Annotated in this window: 19 protein-coding genes; 9 read left to right on the top strand and 10 right to left on the bottom strand. The window is 57.8% G+C overall.

Translation table 11 applies throughout. The features are described 5' to 3' along the window. Positions 1 to 31 precede the first annotated feature (31 nt). The 3 genes from B0H98_RS13010 to B0H98_RS13020 are packed head-to-tail and all read right to left on the bottom strand — an operon-like array spanning position 32 to position 3,204. Positions 32 to 1,042, bottom strand: a complete 1,011-nt coding sequence (locus B0H98_RS13010) for an L-idonate 5-dehydrogenase (protein WP_106375501.1) — start codon at positions 1,040 to 1,042, stop codon at positions 32 to 34. Between the two features lie 23 nt (positions 1,043 to 1,065). Then, complete coding sequence (locus B0H98_RS13015; RefSeq protein ID WP_106375502.1) at positions 1,066 to 1,836, bottom strand: SDR family oxidoreductase; 771 nt, start codon at positions 1,834 to 1,836, stop codon at positions 1,066 to 1,068. Between the two features lie 9 nt (positions 1,837 to 1,845). Further along, positions 1,846 to 3,204 carry a GntP family permease gene (locus B0H98_RS13020; protein WP_244183148.1) on the bottom strand — a complete coding sequence of 453 codons (1,359 nt, stop codon included), beginning with the start codon at positions 3,202 to 3,204 and terminating at the stop codon, positions 1,846 to 1,848. A gap of 269 nt (positions 3,205 to 3,473) precedes the next feature. Between B0H98_RS13020 and B0H98_RS13025 the strand changes: the two genes are divergently transcribed. The 4 genes from B0H98_RS13025 to B0H98_RS13040 all read left to right on the top strand — a co-directional run bounded on the left by B0H98_RS13025 (position 3,474) and on the right by B0H98_RS13040 (position 6,223). Further along, complete coding sequence (locus B0H98_RS13025) at positions 3,474 to 4,013, top strand: YaeQ family protein (protein WP_106375504.1); 540 nt, start codon at positions 3,474 to 3,476, stop codon at positions 4,011 to 4,013. A gap of 196 nt (positions 4,014 to 4,209) precedes the next feature. Next, a complete protein-coding gene (locus tag B0H98_RS13030; RefSeq protein WP_106375505.1) occupies positions 4,210 to 5,199 on the top strand; it encodes a lipid A deacylase LpxR family protein in 990 nt (329 codons plus the stop codon). A gap of 65 nt (positions 5,200 to 5,264) precedes the next feature. Then, a complete protein-coding gene (locus B0H98_RS13035; RefSeq protein WP_106375506.1) occupies positions 5,265 to 5,588 on the top strand; it encodes a hypothetical protein in 324 nt (107 codons plus the stop codon). A gap of 116 nt (positions 5,589 to 5,704) precedes the next feature. Then, on the top strand, positions 5,705 to 6,223 hold the full coding sequence (locus B0H98_RS13040; protein ID WP_106375507.1) for a DUF421 domain-containing protein: 519 nt from the start codon (positions 5,705 to 5,707) through the stop codon (positions 6,221 to 6,223). Between the two features lie 65 nt (positions 6,224 to 6,288). Here B0H98_RS13040 and yghU read toward each other — a convergent pair whose 3' ends face one another. Continuing rightward, a complete protein-coding gene (gene yghU / locus B0H98_RS13045) occupies positions 6,289 to 7,149 on the bottom strand; it encodes a glutathione-dependent disulfide-bond oxidoreductase (protein WP_106375508.1) in 861 nt (286 codons plus the stop codon). Positions 7,150 to 7,324: 175 nt separating this feature from the next. Here yghU and B0H98_RS13050 point away from each other — a divergent pair, with 175 nt between their 5' ends. Beyond that, positions 7,325 to 8,020: an aspartate/glutamate racemase family protein gene (locus tag B0H98_RS13050; protein ID WP_106375509.1), complete on the top strand. Its 696-nt coding sequence runs from the start codon at positions 7,325 to 7,327 to the stop codon at positions 8,018 to 8,020. A gap of 7 nt (positions 8,021 to 8,027) precedes the next feature. On the opposite strand, the gene B0H98_RS13055 is transcribed toward B0H98_RS13050, so the two are convergent. Both B0H98_RS13055 and B0H98_RS13060 read right to left on the bottom strand, forming a co-directional pair. Continuing rightward, positions 8,028 to 8,453 carry an organic hydroperoxide resistance protein gene (locus tag B0H98_RS13055; protein ID WP_106375510.1) on the bottom strand — a complete coding sequence of 142 codons (426 nt, stop codon included), beginning with the start codon at positions 8,451 to 8,453 and terminating at the stop codon, positions 8,028 to 8,030. Positions 8,454 to 8,579: 126 nt separating this feature from the next. After that, positions 8,580 to 9,029, bottom strand: a complete 450-nt coding sequence (locus tag B0H98_RS13060; protein ID WP_106375511.1) for a MarR family winged helix-turn-helix transcriptional regulator — start codon at positions 9,027 to 9,029, stop codon at positions 8,580 to 8,582. A gap of 264 nt (positions 9,030 to 9,293) precedes the next feature. Here B0H98_RS13060 and B0H98_RS13065 point away from each other — a divergent pair, with 264 nt between their 5' ends. The 3 genes from B0H98_RS13065 (at position 9,294) to B0H98_RS13075 (ending at position 11,792) form a co-directional block, all read left to right on the top strand. Then, entirely contained in the window at positions 9,294 to 9,836 is a 543-nt protein-coding gene (locus B0H98_RS13065; RefSeq protein WP_106375512.1) for a gluconokinase, read from the top strand. A gap of 15 nt (positions 9,837 to 9,851) precedes the next feature. After that, on the top strand, positions 9,852 to 10,847 hold the full coding sequence (gntR, locus tag B0H98_RS13070) for a gluconate operon transcriptional repressor GntR (RefSeq protein ID WP_106375513.1): 996 nt from the start codon (positions 9,852 to 9,854) through the stop codon (positions 10,845 to 10,847). Between the two features lie 72 nt (positions 10,848 to 10,919). After that, positions 10,920 to 11,792, top strand: a complete 873-nt coding sequence (locus tag B0H98_RS13075) for an MOSC domain-containing protein (protein ID WP_422822153.1) — start codon at positions 10,920 to 10,922, stop codon at positions 11,790 to 11,792. On the opposite strand, the gene B0H98_RS13080 is transcribed toward B0H98_RS13075, so the two are convergent. After that, positions 11,776 to 12,651: a DMT family transporter gene (locus tag B0H98_RS13080; protein ID WP_106375514.1), complete on the bottom strand. Its 876-nt coding sequence runs from the start codon at positions 12,649 to 12,651 to the stop codon at positions 11,776 to 11,778. The two genes, B0H98_RS13075 and B0H98_RS13080, sit on opposite strands and share 17 nt — an antisense overlap. 249 nt (positions 12,652 to 12,900) lie before the next feature. Here B0H98_RS13080 and B0H98_RS13085 point away from each other — a divergent pair, with 249 nt between their 5' ends. Beyond that, positions 12,901 to 13,323: an OsmC family protein gene (locus B0H98_RS13085; protein WP_106375515.1), complete on the top strand. Its 423-nt coding sequence runs from the start codon at positions 12,901 to 12,903 to the stop codon at positions 13,321 to 13,323. Positions 13,324 to 13,476: 153 nt separating this feature from the next. On the opposite strand, the gene B0H98_RS13090 is transcribed toward B0H98_RS13085, so the two are convergent. The 3 genes from B0H98_RS13090 to B0H98_RS13105 all read right to left on the bottom strand — a co-directional run bounded on the left by B0H98_RS13090 (position 13,477) and on the right by B0H98_RS13105 (position 15,735). Next, positions 13,477 to 13,911 carry a PRC-barrel domain-containing protein gene (locus B0H98_RS13090; RefSeq protein ID WP_106375516.1) on the bottom strand — a complete coding sequence of 145 codons (435 nt, stop codon included), beginning with the start codon at positions 13,909 to 13,911 and terminating at the stop codon, positions 13,477 to 13,479. A gap of 490 nt (positions 13,912 to 14,401) precedes the next feature. After that, entirely contained in the window at positions 14,402 to 15,070 is a 669-nt protein-coding gene (locus B0H98_RS13100; protein ID WP_106375517.1) for a 2OG-Fe(II) oxygenase, read from the bottom strand. Then, positions 15,067 to 15,735 (bottom strand): CoA pyrophosphatase, encoded by a 669-nt coding sequence (locus B0H98_RS13105; protein ID WP_106375518.1) that lies wholly within the window; start codon positions 15,733 to 15,735, stop codon positions 15,067 to 15,069. The genes B0H98_RS13100 and B0H98_RS13105 overlap by 4 nt, the downstream gene beginning before the upstream one ends. Positions 15,736 to 15,790: the final 55 nt, after the last annotated feature.

Raw genomic sequence — 15,790 nt, forward strand, 5'->3', positions numbered from 1 at the left:
ATGCTCAGAAACGTTCTTGTGCCCAGAAACGTTACGGCCAGAGCTCGATCAGCACCTTCCCGGAGATGTCAGAATCCTTGGCAATGGCAAAAGCGTTCTGAGCATCCGCGGCCGGCAGCACGTGGGTGATGACATCATCAAAGCGCGCATCTGCGGCCAGTAGTGTAATTGCTTCATCGATTTCGTCATGAAAGCGGAAGCAGCCGCGTAGCTGAACTTCCTTGGCAATCAGCGGTGCCAGGGCAAGTGGCTGCGGGGTAGCGGGCATCATGCCGATCTGGGCGATGACGCCTGCCCGGCGAACCGCCAGAATGGCGCCGTTGATGGAGGCCGGCACGCCGGTACACTCCAGCACCACGTCGAAAGCTTCCTGCGGTACTTCATCCCCGCCGATACGATAGGTGTGCTGCACGCCAAGTGCGCGCGCCCGTGACAGCGGGCCTTCCAGCACATCGGTAATGCTCACCTCTAGAGCGCCCTTGGCGAGTGCCGCTGCCGCCGCCAGCAGCCCGATGGGGCCGGCACCGCAGACCAGCACACGCTGATTCTCGACGCCGCCGGCCACCTCGATGCCGTGCAGGCCAACGGCAAGCGGCTCGGCCAGGGCGGCTCGCCTGAGCGGGAGGGAAGTGGGCAGTACCCTTACCATGCCGGGGTCGACATCCAGGTACTCGCTCATGCCGCCCTGGGTATGCGGCCAGGTGGAAGCCGAGCCCAGGTAGGCGCCTTCCGGCCACAGGTGTGGCTTGCCCTCGATACCTGGCTGGCTTTTGCCAAAGGTGGCAGGGTGGAGGGTAACCGGCGTTCCCGGGGCCAGTTTGCCGCTCGGGTCTTCTTCGACCACGCCGGCCATCTCATGGCCGGGGATCAGCGGCTCGCGCACCACGAAGGCTCCGTTGGCGCCCTCATGGTAGTAGTGAAGATCCGAGCCACAGATGCCGCCGAAGGCCATGCGCAGCCGGACTTTTCCCGCCGCCAGTGCCGGCAGAGCGAGACTCTCTTCACGCAGATCCTGCTTACCGTGAATGACTAATGCTTGCATAGCGCTGCTTCCTGTTGGGGCCGTTAGACGACCGAAGTCATGCCGCCATCAACGAAGATGTTCTGCCCCGAAACGAAGCTCGAGGCGTCGGAGCACAGATACACCAGGGTGCCGACCAGCTCATCGAAATGACCCCAGCGCTGTGCGGGGGTGCGCTTTTCGACCCACTGGTTGAACGCAGGGTCCTGCCATAGTGCGGTATTCATCTCGGTCTTGAAGTAGCCCGGCGAGATGCAGTTGACCTGAATATTGAAGCGCGCCAGATCCGCGGCCATTCCCTGAGTCAGCAGTGCAACGCCGCCCTTGGTAGCCGAGTAGGGGGCGATGGTTTCGCGAGCCAGTCTGGATTGCACCGAGCCGATGTTGATCACTTTGCCCGAGCCGCGTTCGGACATGGCGCGGGTGACCACCTGAGAGACGTAAAACAGGCTCGACAGGTTGGTTGCGACCAGCGCGTCCCAGTCAGACGGGGCAAATTCATTGAACGGTGCGCGCCGCTGAAGCCCGGCATTGTTGACCAGGATATCCGGTACGCCGTGCTGGGCGATCAGCGCCTCAAGCGCTTTTTGAGTCGCCTTGGCATCGGTCACATCAAAGCTCACTGCATCGACCTGGGTACCGGTTTCCTCGGCAACGGCGCGCGCCTCTTCCTGAACAAGCGTCAGGTCGCGGCCGTGAAGAATCACTCGCGCCCCCTGGTGGGCAAGGCCGCGGGCAAGAGCGTTGCCAAGACCTCGGGATGAACCGGTGATCAGCGCCAGGCGGTCACGGATATTGAACAGTGTCTGGGTCATGGCAGGCCTCTAGAACAGTACGAAGATAAGGTAGGCAAATACAAACCCTACCAGGGATTCAAGGGCCTGCTGAACCGTCCAGGTCTTGAGCGTGGTCTTGACGTCCATACCGAGCAGGCGGCCTACCAGCCAGAAGCCCGAGTCGTTGACGTGGCCGGCAAATACCGAACCTGCTGCGGTGGCAACCGTAATGGCAACCACCTGCATGGCGCTGAAGTCTGCGCCGATTACCGCCGGCGCCATCAGGCCTGCGGCGGTGACCAGGGCAACGGTAGCCGAGCCCTGGGCCAGGCGCATGATGACGGCAATCACATAGGCTGCGAAAATGATCGGCAGGCCCAGATCGCTAAGCGAGTTCGATAGCGCATCGCCAATTCCCGAGGCGCGAAGGACACCGCCGAACATGCCGCCGGCACCGGTAATCAGTACCACCGAGCAGATGGGCGCCAGTGCGGAATCCAGCACCTTCTCGAGCGCGTTGCCTCCCATGCCCCGGCGATGACCCAGTACCAGCATGGCCACCAGGGTGGAAATAAGCAGTGCCACCGGCGTGCTGCCCATGGCGCGCATCAGCTGGAACCAGCCCTGGCTGCTGTCCACCGCACCTGTCGAGCGCAGAAAATCGAGCCCTGTGTTCATGAAGATCAGTATCAAAGGCAGGGTCAGCATGAAGATGACCGTACCCACGGAGGGGGGATTGGTAATCTCTTCTTCCTTTACCTCGCCAAACAGACCCTTCTCCAGCGGGAAGGGGTAGCGCTTGGCCACGAACTTACCCCACATGTAACCGGACACCCACCACATCGGAAAGGCAATGATCACGCCGGTGAGCATCAAGAGTCCCAGGTTGGCCTCATAAAGCTCCGAGGCGGTGACCGGCCCCGGGTGGGGAGGCAGGAATACGTGCATCACCGAGAACGCCGCGGCCGCCGGCATGGCGTACAGCAGAATGGGGCCGCCCAGGCGGCGCGCCACGGCAAAGATGATCGGCAGCATGACGATCAGACCCGCATCGAAGAAGATCGGAAAGCCCATCAGCAGCGAAGCGATACCCAGCGCAAACGGCGCACGCTTCTCGCCGAACAGGTCGATCATCTTGTCCGCCAGCACGCGCGCGCCACCGGAATGCTCGACCAGCTTACCCAGCATCGCCCCCAGACCCACCAGCAGGGCAACGGCGCCCAGCGTGCCGCCGAAGCTCTGAATCATGGTGGGCACGATGGCTTCAAAGGGAATATTGGTCGCGAAGGCGGTCAGCAGGCTGATCACGATCAAGGCAAGAAAGGCGTGAACCTTGAATTTGATGATCAGTATTAGAAGTAGCAAGACAGCTGCAGCGGCGATGCCCAGCAGGGGCCCTGCCGACATCGTTTGCGTCCATCCATCCATGAGCGTGCTCCAGAGTAGGTGTTGTCAGGCGGTGCGTGCGTTGATGTTATCGGTAACATTATCTTGCGAGCATAGTAGTGCATGAAGACAAGCGTTAAACACTCGACCTTGGTTTAAGAAATGCAGGAGCTGACACATGAAGAGAACATCGTGTAACACGGCACTTTACGGGTAGATTATCGTAACGCCTGACGCGCATCGGGCAGCGCATGAGGTAAACTGGCCTAAAATTCGCGACGGAACTACCCATGGCCTTGAGTGCAACCCCTTATAAAGTAGACATTAACCTTACCGACCTGGACCGCGGGGTGTACGAGACGCTGCGTTTTACCGTAGCGCGTCACCCCTCAGAAACCGAGGAGCGGATGAGCGCGCGGCTGATTGCCTATGTGCTGTGGTACAGCGAGACGCTGGCCTTTGGGCGGGGGCTTTCCGATGTGGACGAACCGGCATTGTGGGAAAAGAGTCTGGACGGCCGCGTGCTGCACTGGATCGAAGTAGGGCTTCCCGATGCAGAGCGCCTGACCTGGTGCTCACGGCGTGCCGAGCGCGTGTCGCTGCTGGCCTATGGGCGTATCGACGTATGGGAAAACAAGGTGCTGCCCGGTGTGACATCGCTCAAGAATGTTCACGTAGCGGCGCTGCCTCAGGAAGCCTTGGCAACCATTGCCGAGGGCTTGCCGCGCGCAATCAACTGGGCGGTAATGGTAAGCGAAGGATCAATCTTTATTACCGATGAAAACGGCCAGCACGAAATCACTCCGCAGTGGCTTCTGGGTGACCGATAACCCACATTCCTGGATAAGTTCTACTACGCTAAGGGAGAAGGGTTAAACCTGCCTTTCAGCAAGGATTCGCAGCCATCTTTTTTCAAGAAAACATAACGTTTGCTTGCTATGTTTTTGCACTTTTACATACAATCAGCAATGTTTGTTGGCGCCTGGGGCGCTAACGCTAATTGCCCCTCACCTCAAGGAACGAGAAATGCATAAATCCTGCCTGCTACGCTGGCGTCAGCTTCCCCTTCTGGCAGCGATAAGTCTACTACCTGTACTAGCGAGTGCAGACAACAACGTCATCACGGTCAAGCACGAAAACGATGGCATGGCCAGCAGCGACGATGGTCATTTTACCAGCGGTTTCGAACTTAACTGGGCCTTCAAACCCGCGCCCGATAACTGGACGCAGCGACTGGCAACCGCGCTCCCCAACAGCGTGATGGGCCAGGCCGACACCGCCGCTTTCCGGCTGGTTCACCAGATTTATACCCCCGATAATATCGAGCGCTCCGAGCTGATTGAAGATGACCGCCCCTATGCAGGTCTTGTGTACCTGGGCATGTCACTCTATGAAGACGTGCCCGTGGGTAACTGGCAGCAGGCCACCGACCTTCATCTGGATGTAGGGCTGGTGGGGCCGTCATCACAGGCGGACAGCATTCAGCGTGAAGTGCATCGGGTAACGGGCAGCGATCGGCCGCGCGGCTGGCGCCACCAGTTGGACGATGAACCCATCGTGAATCTGACCATGCGCCGCCAGTGGTGGCATAACGTACCTTTGGCCGGTAAGCGTTTTGCGCATGGCCCGGGCGCGAGTGTTGCCCTTGGCAACTTCAATACCTACGCAAGCGCTGGCTACGGCGTGCGCTGGGGGGATGACGCCAACGGCATTCCTACGCTTACGCCAAACCCTGGCAACCGTGGCCGCATGACCAGCACCACAGGCTGGCAGTGGTACCTGTTTGCCAACGTTGAAGGCTACTACGTGGCCCACAACCTGACGTTGGATGGCAACGTTTTCTCCAACAGCCACTCGGTAGATCGTAAGGAGTGGGTGGGCGAAGCGTCTGCCGGCCTTGCACTTGCCTGGGACGAGTGGCAGGTCACTTACGCGGCGGTTCAGCGCACGCGTGAATTTGATGGTCAGGACAAGCAGGACAAGTACGGCGCGCTTACCCTTTCAAGAAGCTTCTAGGTCAACCGGCCCGGTAGCCGTGGCGAAAGCCTGTACGGCTACCGGGCGCTATCAAGGTAGCCTGCATGGCCAATTCCTTCCCGCATACGCCCGACGGGCGCTACTTCGTTGCCAAGAATCGTTTGTGGCGCTGTACCGATCCACGCTTGAATGAGACGGACAGGCAGCGCCACGTCAATGCACTGATGGACGCTCGCCGCGCAGTAAAAAGCGCGAAACAGCAAAACGATGAAAAAGCCCTGCGCCAGGCGCGCGAAAACGTACAGGCCGCCAAGGAGGCGCTGGGCGAGCGCGGGCCGGTGTGGTGGGACGATAACGCCCCGGATGAAACCGGCATGGCGCCGCATAACAGCAGCTACGCCGAGTGGTGGGAACAGAAGAGCGAATGACTGCCTGATACCCGATGCTGGCGAAGCAGCTTGATTGCCGCTAGCTTGTCAGTAGCAAACGCTATTAATCAAGGCGCGGTACATGGTGTGCGCGCTGCACGGGTATCAAGGAGTTTATGTTTTTCAACGGTTGGGAAAACCTGTTTCGTACGCTGATTGTGGGGGTGCTGGCTTACGCCGTCCTGGTGATTTTTCTGCGCCTGTCGGGCAATCGCACGCTTTCCAAGATGAATGCGTTTGACTTGATTGTGACCGTGGCGCTGGGTTCGACGCTTGCCACCATTCTGCTTTCCAAGGACGTTGCGCTGGCCGAAGGGGCACTGGCATTGGGGCTGCTGATCTTTCTGCAGTTTGCGATTACCTGGCTGAGCGTGCGCAAGCGCTGGGTAAAACGGCTGGTCACTGGAGAGCCCTTGATGCTGCTTTATCGCGGTGAACTGCTTACCCGTGCCTTGCGCCAGGCGCGCGTGACCCAGGATGAAGTGCGCGCCGCCCTGCGCAGCAGCGGCCTTGGCAATGTAAGCGAGGCGCATGCGGTCATTCTGGAAACCGATGGCTCGCTCAGCGTGGTCAAGGAGAGCGATTCACCCACTGACTCGAGCCTTGAAGGTGTGCGTCGTGCGGGGCAGGGTTAAGCCCTTAAGCTGCATACGAGAACGGCCCCTGGGGGGCCGTTTTTTTTGCCTGCCGTAAACCGTTACTAAAGCTTATCCTGCGTCTTCAGTTCAAAGTCGCTGGCATCGTGGCGCTCATGGAGCTGTTCGCTTGGCTCGCCAAAGGTACGGTTCACCATCCGCCCGCGTTTAACGGCGGGGCGGGCATCAAGTTCTTCTGTCCAGCGCAGCACGTTCGTGTACGTGTGGGCTTCCAGGAACTCGGCCGCTTCATACACCCGGTCTTTCACCAGCGCGCCGTACCAGGGGTGAATGGCCATGTCGGCAATGGTGTACTCGTCACCGGCCATATAGCGGTTATCGGCAAGGTGGCGATCCAGTACATCCAGCTGGCGCTTCACTTCCATGGTGTAACGGTCAATCGGGTACTGGTACTTCTCCGGTGCGTACGCGTAGAAGTGACCAAAGCCGCCACCCAGTATCGGGGCGCTGCCCATCTGCCAGAACAGCCAGGAGAGGCACTCGGTACGTTTGGCCGGGTCGCTTGGCAGAAACGCGGAAAACTTCTCGGCCAGATAGAGCAGGATGGCGCCGGATTCAAAAACGCGCTGGGGCGGCTGGGTGCTGTGATCCATCAGCGCAGGGATCTTGGAGTTGGGGTTCACATCGACGAACCCGCTGCCGAACTGGTCGCCTTCGCCGATCTGAATCAGATGGGCATCATACTCAGCGTCTTGAATGCCCTTTTCTAGAAGCTCCTCCAGCATCACGGTGACTTTTACGCCGTTGGGGGTCGCCAGGGAGTAGAGCTGCAGCGGATGTTTACCCACCGGCAGTGCCTTGTCATGCGTCGGCCCTGCGACAGGGCGGTTGATATTGGCAAACTTGCCGCCATTGCCGGGTTCCCATTTCCAAACGCGTGGTGGAGTGTAAGACGTATCGCTCATCGTGGCCTCGCTGTCTCGGTTTTTGGGTAAGCGCCTCGGAACAGATAAACGCATCCTCGAGCGCTATGGATATTTTCTACCTAGGTGCTTTATGAGGGTAGTAAAAAGCTGCTACAAGGGTAGTGAGCTATTAGCACGTTAATAAAATTTTTCGAGAATGAACAAGGAGATGAAAATGCAGGTGATTGGCGTACTAGGTGGAATGAGCTGGGAGTCGACGCAGAGCTACTACCGCGCCCTGAATGAAGGTGTGAAGCAGGCGCTGGGCGGCTTTCATTCCGCCAGGATAGCCATGGTCAGCGTAGACTTTGCTGAAATAGAAACCCTCCAGCAGCAGGGCGATTGGGATAAAGCGGGCACACTGCTGGCAGATGCTGCCCAATCGGTCGAGCGCGCCGGTGCCGATTTTCTACTTCTGGCCACCAACACCATGCACAAAGTGGCGCCAGCCATCGAGCAGGCTATCAGCATTCCGCTTTTGCATATTGCCGATGCCACGGCTGAACGCCTTCGCCAGGATGGCATTACTCGCGTAGGTTTGCTGGGAACGCGCTTCACCATGGAGCAGGATTTCTACAAGGCACGGCTGCAGGAAAATTTCGGTATTGACGTAGTAGTGCCGGACGACGCCGAGCGCGAGTCAGTGCACCGCATCATCTTTGACGAGTTGTGTCAGGGTGTTATCAACGATGATTCGCGCAAGCGTTACCTGGACATCATCGGCAACCTGCGCGCCCAAGGGGCTCAGGCCGTCATTCTGGGGTGTACCGAAATTGCGCTGCTGGTAGAGCAAGCGCATACAGACGTGACGCTTTACGACACCACCGCCCTGCATGCAAGCACGGCGGTGGCACGAGCGCTAAACGCTTGAGCCGTGATCAGGCCAGCGTCAGCGTCACGTCGATGTTGCCACGCGTAGCGTTGGAGTAGGGGCAGACGACATGCGCCTTGTCGACCAGTTCCTGAGCAACGCTCTTCTCAAGGCCTGGCAGGCGGATGGTCAGCTCGACTTCGATGCCAAAGCCGGTAGGAATCGCGCCGATGCCTACGCTGCCTTCAATGGAAGTATCCTGCGGAAGCTTCACTTTCTCCTGGCTGGCCACATGCTTCAGCGCGCCCAGAAAGCAGGCAGAGTAGCCTGCGGCAAAAAGTTGCTCCGGGTTGGTGCCATTACCACCGGCGCCGCCAAGCTCCTTGGGCGTGCTGAGGTTGACATCCAGCGCACCGTCTGAAGATTTGGCGCTGCCTTCACGGCCGCCGGTAGCAGTGGCATGGGCACGGTAAACGACATTTTCAATCGACATGACAGTTTCCTTCCTGTGGTGTATCAATGGTGAGCACTTCAAGTTTTATGACTTTAATTTAGTGCAGCTTTATTTTGCGCGCAATATAAATTTCAATGAATAATATTGCTGCCGCGTTTTTAGCTATCAATCGATTTTTTGCAGGCTACTGCGCAACTGTACGAGCTCTTCTTTCAACTGAGTGAGCGTTTCCACTGACTTTTCACTGGCGTTGACGACGCAGCTGGGAATACTGCGAGCCTGTTCGCGCAAGTCTCGCCCCTTGTCTGTCAAAAACAGCTCCACAATGCGCTCATCCTGCCGGCTACGCTGACGAATCAACAACTGGTCGGCTTCAAGACGTTTCAGCAGCGGAGTCAGTGACCCAGGGTCGGTCAGCAGGCGCTTACTCAGGGCGCCTACCGTAATACCATCTTGCTGCCACAGCACCAGCATGGCCAGATACTGCGGATATGTAAGCCCTAACTCCTTGAGAAGTGGTTTATAGATTTTTGTCATCGTCAGTGAGGTGGAGTACAGCGCAAAACACAGCTGATGATCCAGCTCCAGCTCACTGCAAGGTTCTAACGTGGGCATATCGGCTCCGATAAGGGATGCGATGGGATAATGTAGCGCGCTAGGGACTCGCTTACCAGACCTAGACGTTGGTCGTAAGCGGGCGGTTTTGCTTTGACACCCCCAGGCGGGGTCGCTAGCCTTTCCAGATAATGTTACCGGTAACAGTGCTAATTATCGCGTCAGCACTTTTTCAATATTCAATCCCGCTACCTATTGGGCATCATGTTGATGACAGTTTCATGATCAGTGCCAAATAGGCCGCGCATCGGGAGAAATGGTCCAATGACCTCTACTTCTTATCGTATTCTGGTGATGGGTGCATCCGGGTGTGGAAAATCCCTGATTGGCAAACAGGTAGCTGCCGCACTGGGTGCTCGGTTCATCGATGGCGATGATTACCATCCCCCGGCCAACGTGGCTAAAATGGCCAGCGGCACGCCGCTTGATGACGATGACCGGCAGGGCTGGCTTCAAACCCTGGCCGGCCTGTTTGACCAGTACCGCCAGCAAGATGAAAGCGTGGTCATCGCCTGCTCGGGGCTCAAGCGGCGTTACCGCGACTGTTTGCGTCAAGGCGACCCGAATCTCAAGATTCTGTTTCTGGAAGGTAGCCGTGATTTATTGCGTGAACGTCTGGAAACCCGGGAGGGGCATTTCTTCAAGGGCGAGAACATGCTGGCAAGCCAGCTTGCTGATCTTGAATCGCCGGGTGAAGATGAAGCCTGTACCGTTTCCATCGCGCTTTCACCTGAGCAGATTGTGGATCACTTTACCAGTACGCTTGGCAACGACCTCGCTTATCCGCCACACGCTCCCTTGCTATAGAGGCAGTATCGCCGTTTGAAGAAAAAACGCCCTACGCTACAGGATATCGCTGACCAGGTTGGCGCCACCAAGATGACCGTTAGCCGCTGCCTGCGGGCACCGGAAAGCGTGTCGGAAGGCTTGCGAGAGCGAATCTTCAGCGCTGCAGAAACGATCGGCTATATTCCCAATCGCGCCCCGGATCTGCTGTCCCGGGCGACCAGCCGCTCCATCGGTGTACTGGTGCCGTCGCTCACCAATCAGGTATTTGCCGATGTGATTGTGGGTATCGAGGCCTATACCGAACCGGCGGGCTATCACCTGATGCTTGCTCACTACGGCTATAGCCCGGAGCTTGAAGAGCGTAGCCTGGCTTCGCTGCTCTCCTACAATGTGGACGGCGTGATTCTTTCCGACCACCAGCACACGCCGCGCAGTCTGCGCATGCTGGAAACGGCAGGCATTCCCGTGGTGGAAATCATGGACACCTATCAGGCGCCATTGCAGCAGGCGGTGGGGTACGATAACGTTCGCGCCGCCTTTGATATGGTCAGCGAGATGATTCGCCTGGGGCGTCACCGGGTGATCTATCTGGGAGTGCGCCTGGATGAACGTACTCGCCAGCGTGAGCAGGGCTACTGCCAGGCCATGGAAGCCCATGGCCTTACGCCGGTGGCGCTGCATAGCCGCCAGCGCTCTTCCTACAGCGTAGGCGCCGCGCTATTGAAGCAGATTCTGAACGACTACCCCGATGCCGACGGTATCTTCTGCACCAACGATGACGTTGCGGTAGGCGCTTACTTCGAGTGCCAGCGCCAGGAAATAGACGTGCCGGATCGAATGGCCATCGCTGGATTTCACGGCCACGATGTGGGTCAGGCCATGACGCCCAGGCTCGCCAGTGTCATCACGCCGCGCCAGGCGATTGGCGAAGCGGCGGCCAAAACGCTGCTGGCCACCCTTCAGGGCGAAGCCTCCACCGAGCGAGTGCTTGACCTTGGCTATCGCATCGAAAGCGGCGGCACGCTGTAACGTGCGGGTAGCGGCTGGCGTGAACCCGGCGGGTTGGCTTAGAGTATCCATTTTGCTTGTATCGAGGCTACCGTGAACGTTGCTGCAAACACCGCCCTGAGTATCGCTGAACTCAATATCTATCCGGTTAAATCTCTGCAAGGTATCCGCCTTTCACAAGCTGAGCTGACGCCGACCGGACTCGCCTGGGACCGCCGGTGGATGCTGGTCGATACCCAGCAGCGGTTTGTTACCCAGCGCCAGCTGCCCGCTCTGGCCACGGTAGGCGTAGCGTTGACCCACGATGCCCTGGTGCTTTCTCACCCTGATACCGCGCCTATTTCCGTACCCTTGCAAGAGCCCGAGGGCAATTTACGCATCGTTCAGGTATGGAACGACCACTGCAAGGCCTGGCCGGAGAGCGACGCAGTCACGCAGTGGCTGGAAGCCGCGCTTGGCGAGTCGGCGAAGGGGTTGCAGCTGGTCAGGTTTGCCACTCGGTTTGAGCGCTCGGTAGAAGCCGAGTTTCTTGAAGGTGATCAGGCGCATACGCATTTTGCCGACGGCTATCCATTCTTGATCACTACTACTGGCTCCTTGAGCGCTCTGAACGCCGCGCTAAAGGCTAACGGTAGCGAACCGGTGCCCATGGCGCGTTTTCGTCCCAATATCGTGGTCGAGACGCCGAGTGCGTGGGCGGAAGATGCGTGGCAAACGCTAGACGCTAAAAGCGGCGTGTTCGGCTTCACCCTGCGCAAGCCCTGCAAACGCTGCAAGATCACTACGGTAGATCAGGAGACGGCCGGCATTCCTGACCCTGCAGAGCCGCTCAAGACACTGATTGGGCTCAAGACTCAGCCAGCGCTCAAGGGTGGCTATTTTGGTCAGAATGCCACCCTGGGCAGTGGAGAGGGCGCCACTCTGCGCCTGGGCGACGAGCTTGTCGTCACTACGCGCGCGTCCTGAAACGAAGTAGCCGTGTGGCAATTGCCGTACCCAGCAGGGTAATCACCATGCCGATGACGACCTGAAGGCTCAGCGTTTCATCAAGCAGCCAATAGCCCCACAGCAGGGCGCTTACCGGTACCAGAAAGGTCACCGTTGACGCCGCCGTCGCCCCGGCGCTGGCCAGCAGGCCAAAATAGAGTAGAAACGCCAGCGCCGTGCTGAGCACGGCCAGCGCCAGCGCGTTTCCCCAGGCAAGCGCACTGATCGGCTCGCTGGGCCATAGCCACAGGCCGGGAATCAAGAGCACCAGCGCTGACATGACACTGCTGCCAGCGGCCAGTACCCGGGCCGGCAGATGGCTCAAGCGCGTCTTGGAGTAGTTACCCGCCACGCCGTAACAGAGCGTTGCCCCGAGCACGGCCAGCACAAACCAGCCATCGCCGCCCAGGCTGAAGTCGAGCCGGTTCGCGGAGAGTACATACACCCCTGCCAAGGCAAGCGCCAGCCCAAGATACTGCTGACGTAGTACCGGCGTTGCAAAGAACAGCGCTCCCAGCAGCGCCGTAAAAATCGGCGTCGTGGCGTTGATCAATGAGGTAAACCCCGCTTCCAGGCGCGTAGTGGCCAGCGCCAGCAGGGAAAAGGGCAGTACGTGATTGACGATACCTAACAACAGCAACGGCCCTTTGTGCTGCCAGATAAGGCGCAGGTAGTGGGTGCCAAGCAGCAGGGGAGCCAGCAACAGTGCGCCAATGCCCATGCGCACAAGCACCAGGGAAACAGCGCCAAATTCAGGCACGGCGACCCGCATGAAAATGAACGAAAGCCCCCATAGCGTAGAGAGCAGAATCAGGCGCAGCGCATCGGCAGGCGACATGGCAAATCCCTTGCAGTGGTTCCATAACCCGAGCTGCCAGCATAAGGCGAACGGTACGCCGAGAAAAGCCGCCCGGCGGTCACTGGTTATCGCTTGTGGTTTGCTTGATTCGGCAGGGCGCGCAAAATCAACTACGCTAAATGAGGTAGCCGGGCTGCATCACCGCAGACGGCTCGTTTGACCCACTTGGTCACGTAGGAAACAGGTTGATCAAGCTGGCTAACAGCTATCTATACACAAGGAGTTCTCATGGATCGTAAAGCTAGCGCACGTTGGGAAGGCGGACTTAAAGACGGTAAAGGTACCGTCAAGACGGAAAGCGGCGTTCTGGACGCCAACTACTCCTTCAAGAAGCGCTTTGAAGACGAGAAGGGTACCAACCCGGAAGAGCTGATCGGTGCGGCCCACGCCAGCTGTTTTTCAATGGCCCTTTCGATGATTCTGGGCGATAAGGGATACACCGCAGATTCGATTGAAACCAGCGCAAGTGTGACTCTCAAGCAGGACTCACAAGGTTTCAGCATTTCCAAGATTCATCTGGATGTCGTGGCTGAAATTGATGGCGCTGATGAAGCAAGTTTCCAGGAAGCAGCGGAAACAGCCAAGGCCAACTGCCCTGTTTCAAAAGTACTCAATGCTGATATCAGCATGACGGCCAAACTGAAAGGTTAAGGCTTAATCAAAAAAGCGCCGCGTGTTAGTCACGCGGCGCTTTTTTATGGCGGCTGTTTATATAATTAGGCTTGTATCATTCATAAAGCCTTTATATAGGCAATAAAAAAGCCCCGGCATATACCGGGGCCTCTTGCGTCTTACAATAACGGATTAGTTATTGTGGTTCGCGTCGCGGTCAAACTCTTCAGCTTCTTCAAGCGCGTCTTGTGAAGCGTTTACACGGATTACATAGTCATCGCCGTCGTCATCGCGGGTCAGTTCGAGGGAATCCCACTCGATGGCCACATCTTTTTCACCCATACCCAGGAAGCCGCCGACACCAACGACTACTGCTTGGATTTGGCCATCTTCATCGATAATCAGATCATTGATGGTGCCGATGTTCTCATCGTCCTCAACAGTGCTCAGCACATTGTTGCCAGTGAGGGAATCAGCGTAAAAAGTACCTTGTGGAGCGGTAGTCATGTACGTGGCTTCAACGGTAGAGGTCGTTGTGGCCGTGTCTTGAGCGGAGGCAGTACCGGCTGCCAGCATGAAGGCCGGAACCATCAGAGTACCAATAACTGCAGATTTGATCGTTTTCATTACGCATGCTCCTTGCACTTGTATGTAGGTATAACGTGTATACGTCGAGACCTATATCAATTAATAGTTGCTGAAGTTACCCACGATTTAAAACTAGAAGTTCAATGCAGTTTTAAATCCAGTAACGCTTCGCGTGATGGATATCACTTCCTGAAGCTTCTTCCTCTAACACAATATCCATTTGTGTTCTCAGCTAACTACTACTCCTGAAATGTAAAGCTAATTGCAAATGCTACATTGCTAAAAACCGTTGCTAAAAACTACGGGGATAGTTTTTTGCTGTCCGACCCTGGTCTGCGTCGAGACACTTATCAATGTAGACGCTATGTTCAGCTTTTCAATGGTTTTATTAAAAACTTTTGTTAAGCAGGTACGTTAATTAATTCTGGTAAGCACTTGAAAGCGGGCCGACCAATGATAGCCAGCCCCCAGCCCCCAGCCCCCAGCCCCCAGCCCCCAGCCCCCAGCCCCCAGCCCCCAGCACCCGGGGCTATCGCGCCGGGTCCAGCACGCCTCCAAGCGAAGCATTGCGCCGGAACCAGCCGGCAATACTGGCTCTTGAACGGTGTGTTGGCAGCACTTCGTGGGGAATCGTTTCCGAAAGAAAACAGGCGAACGTACCCGCCTCGGGAGTCACGCGCGCCACTTCCTGATCAGGGGCATCGGGATGATAGATCACCATCTCACCACCGCCATCAGTCGGCCAGTTGGGGTTCAGATAGCCCACCGTCGAAATGACCCGATTGGCACGGCCGCGAAAGCTGTCCAGATGGCGCTGATAGAACGCGCCCGCCGGGTAGTGGGCGAAGTGGGCCTCATACTCGAACAGCCCCAGAAACAGCGCCTGGTTAAGCGACTGCTGAAGCTCGCCCATGGCGTTCAGGTAGTGGCGCTGAGCTTCGCTTTCGCGATCCAGCCAGTGAATGGCGTCACCACGGATGTCCTTGCGCAGATGATGCTGTTGGCCGCGGCCAATCCCCGCCTCTTCAAGCGCGTCATGCTCTGCCATATGCAAAAGCTCGCGGTGCAGGGCCTGGCAAAGCGCGGGGTTGATTACCCCTTGGCCCACGTACCAGCCCTGTTCCACCAGGGCGTCTACCACCGCCACTTGAGCGGCTTGGCATAAGGCAGGCTCGGTGGAGGCATCAAAAGCCATCATTTGCGAATACTCTTGGCGGTTGCCTGACGAACGTCAGGCGAATTGAGAGGCCGGCTCTTGCGCTCCGGGTAGTGTTTGAGCGCCCCTGTCGGCTGTTGATAAAGATCGATGGGCATACCGAACCCTTCGGCCAGAAGCTCGACCAGCATCATCGCTGAAAGTCCCCAGATCACGTGGCCGTCGACGTGGTAGCTGGGGACATAGTGAGCCACGCCGTCCACCGTGATTACATCGGTATGCGTACGCCGATCCTCCAGAAAATGGCTCAACGGCACCTCGAAGATGGCGTCCAGCTCGCCGGGGTCAGCCACCAGCGGTAAATCTGCGGGAATGATGCCAACCCAAGGCGTTACCCGCAGGCCGTGCAGCGAGATGACATCCGAAAGCCGCCCTAAAGGTTCGACAAGCGCTGGGTCGAGGGCAATTTCCTCTTCGGCTTCACGCAGGGCGGTGGCGTAAAGGTCTTTATCTTCAGGTTCGCGCTTGCCGCCGGGAAAGGCGACCTGGCCGCTATGAGTATTCAGATGAGTCGCCCGGCGAGTAAACAGCAGGGTAGGCGAGGCACGGTCGACTACCGGGATCAGCACGGCAGCTTCCGCCATCTTGAAATGATCCAGCCGTTTCGGGGCCAGCAGTTGCAGCTTTTGGCGCAGATTCTCTAACATGGGGTATCCAGTCACTTTGTCTCTTTGTACCCAGCAGGGGTAACGTGCGTCAAGC

The organism is Vreelandella songnenensis (assembly GCF_003002925.1).
GTDB lineage: Bacteria > Pseudomonadota > Gammaproteobacteria > Pseudomonadales > Halomonadaceae > Vreelandella > Vreelandella songnenensis.

What these genes read in the sequence shown, in the direction of transcription:
- B0H98_RS13010 (WP_106375501.1), bottom strand. Translation starts at nt 1,042, where the DNA reads ATGCAAGCATTAGTCATTCACGGTAAGCAGGATCTGCGTGAAGAGAGT.
- B0H98_RS13015 (WP_106375502.1), bottom strand. Translation starts at nt 1,836, where the DNA reads ATGACCCAGACACTGTTCAATATCCGTGACCGCCTGGCGCTGATCACC.
- B0H98_RS13020 (WP_244183148.1), bottom strand. Translation starts at nt 3,204, where the DNA reads ATGTCGGCAGGGCCCCTGCTGGGCATCGCCGCTGCAGCTGTCTTGCTA.
- B0H98_RS13025 (WP_106375504.1), top strand. Translation starts at nt 3,474, where the DNA reads ATGGCCTTGAGTGCAACCCCTTATAAAGTAGACATTAACCTTACCGAC.
- B0H98_RS13030 (WP_106375505.1), top strand. Translation starts at nt 4,210, where the DNA reads ATGCATAAATCCTGCCTGCTACGCTGGCGTCAGCTTCCCCTTCTGGCA.
- B0H98_RS13035 (WP_106375506.1), top strand. Translation starts at nt 5,265, where the DNA reads ATGGCCAATTCCTTCCCGCATACGCCCGACGGGCGCTACTTCGTTGCC.
- B0H98_RS13040 (WP_106375507.1), top strand. Translation starts at nt 5,705, where the DNA reads ATGTTTTTCAACGGTTGGGAAAACCTGTTTCGTACGCTGATTGTGGGG.
- yghU (WP_106375508.1), bottom strand. Translation starts at nt 7,149, where the DNA reads ATGAGCGATACGTCTTACACTCCACCACGCGTTTGGAAATGGGAACCC.
- B0H98_RS13050 (WP_106375509.1), top strand. Translation starts at nt 7,325, where the DNA reads ATGCAGGTGATTGGCGTACTAGGTGGAATGAGCTGGGAGTCGACGCAG.
- B0H98_RS13055 (WP_106375510.1), bottom strand. Translation starts at nt 8,453, where the DNA reads ATGTCGATTGAAAATGTCGTTTACCGTGCCCATGCCACTGCTACCGGC.
- B0H98_RS13060 (WP_106375511.1), bottom strand. Translation starts at nt 9,029, where the DNA reads ATGCCCACGTTAGAACCTTGCAGTGAGCTGGAGCTGGATCATCAGCTG.
- B0H98_RS13065 (WP_106375512.1), top strand. Translation starts at nt 9,294, where the DNA reads ATGACCTCTACTTCTTATCGTATTCTGGTGATGGGTGCATCCGGGTGT.
- B0H98_RS13080 (WP_106375514.1), bottom strand. Translation starts at nt 12,651, where the DNA reads ATGTCGCCTGCCGATGCGCTGCGCCTGATTCTGCTCTCTACGCTATGG.
- B0H98_RS13085 (WP_106375515.1), top strand. Translation starts at nt 12,901, where the DNA reads ATGGATCGTAAAGCTAGCGCACGTTGGGAAGGCGGACTTAAAGACGGT.
- B0H98_RS13090 (WP_106375516.1), bottom strand. Translation starts at nt 13,911, where the DNA reads ATGAAAACGATCAAATCTGCAGTTATTGGTACTCTGATGGTTCCGGCC.
- B0H98_RS13100 (WP_106375517.1), bottom strand. Translation starts at nt 15,070, where the DNA reads ATGATGGCTTTTGATGCCTCCACCGAGCCTGCCTTATGCCAAGCCGCT.
- B0H98_RS13105 (WP_106375518.1), bottom strand. Translation starts at nt 15,735, where the DNA reads ATGTTAGAGAATCTGCGCCAAAAGCTGCAACTGCTGGCCCCGAAACGG.